This is a genomic window from Streptomyces sp. NPDC037290 (genome assembly GCF_055603245.1).
Genome location: NZ_JBVJVZ010000164.1, coordinates 1 through 1,211, shown reverse-complemented (window position 1 = coordinate 1,211; position 1,211 = coordinate 1). Strand labels below are relative to the sequence as shown.

Below are 1,211 nucleotides of genomic sequence, written 5' to 3'. Positions count from 1 at the left end.
CTGTGCCAGGTACAGTCCGATGCCGGAGCTCGCACCGGTGACCACCGCGGTGGTTCCGGTGCGGTCCGGGACGTCGGCGGTGCTCCAGGGGCGCCGCGTGCTCATCAGTCGTCCCTCTCCGGGAAGGCGTCAGCCGGTCTGGGTCATCGCGGCTCGGCAGCCGTTGGCGACGGTCTGCCGGGCGGAGTGCTCGTCGTACTCGCCGTCCTTGGGCAGCTCGGTGGCGAGACGGCCGAGATACGGGACGTACGCCGTGATGAGCTCGCGTTCCCCGGTCGGGGCGAGGACGGCGACCGCAGCTGGGCGTTGACGAGATCGCCCAGCGGTGCGGCGGTGCCCGGGTGGTAAGCCATCAGGCCGCTGATGCCGGGGAGGCCGTTGTCGGGTGCTGTGCGGGGCACGGCCCTTTTTCCGGGAGAACGAGGGGCGGAAGGCGGCGGATCAGGGCCATTCGACGTCGTCGTCGGCGACGCAGATGTTGGTGAAGGGCCATTCCACGTCCTCTCCTCCCGTTGCGGAGTGGGCGGAGGCCGTGGTGAAGAAGGTGACGAGTCCGAACGTGCCGATGAGGAGGGACAGTCGGGCAACGTGAAGTGCGGTACCCATGCGAGCTCCTAGCGAGGGCGGCGTGACCGCGGGACGGTGAGACCTCGTGATGCCAGGAAGCTAGCGAATCGGACTCATAGTGGCAACGATATGCCAGACTTTGGCAACTTGCCTGGGTATCAGTCGGACTGTCGGCCGCTGGTGAAGACGGAGCGGCGAGATCCCGCGACCGCGTCGCTGAGCAGCAGAGTCTGCTCACCCAGGGTCGGGGCGGCCAGCATGTCGCGCACCGGAAGCGTGACGCCCAGCTCGCGGTTGATCCTGCGGACCAGCCGGGTTATCAGCAGGGAGTCACCGCCGTGGGCGAAGAAGTCGGCACCCTCGGAGGGGTCCGGGAAGCCGAGCAGGTCGCCCCAGCCGCGCACCAGCACCCGGCGGATGTCGCACGTTGTGACGGCCACGCGCCGGGAGCCCCGGCGGGCAGAGCGCAGCCGCGAGGCATGCACCAGCGCCACCTGGTCGCCGAGGTTGCGCCGCGACAGCTCGCGCAGCGACACCGCGACGCCGAACCTCTCGGTGATCCTGCGGACCAGCCGCGTGATCAGCAGCGTGTCCCCGCCGTGCGCGAAGAAGTCCGAATGCTCGGTGAGATCGGAGCGGCCCAG

General features: G+C 69.4%; 2 protein-coding genes. Both read right to left on the bottom strand.

What is annotated here, in order from left to right; genetic code table 11:
- Nucleotides 1-441: 441 nt before the first annotated feature.
- Nucleotides 442-606: a hypothetical protein gene (locus ACZ7HQ_RS45680; RefSeq protein WP_158709179.1), complete on the bottom strand. Its 165-nt coding sequence runs from the start codon at nucleotides 604-606 to the stop codon at nucleotides 442-444.
- Nucleotides 607-725: 119 nt separating this feature from the next.
- On the bottom strand, nucleotides 726-1,211 hold a 486-nt coding region (locus ACZ7HQ_RS45675; protein WP_471003600.1), incomplete at its 5' end, for an acyl carrier protein.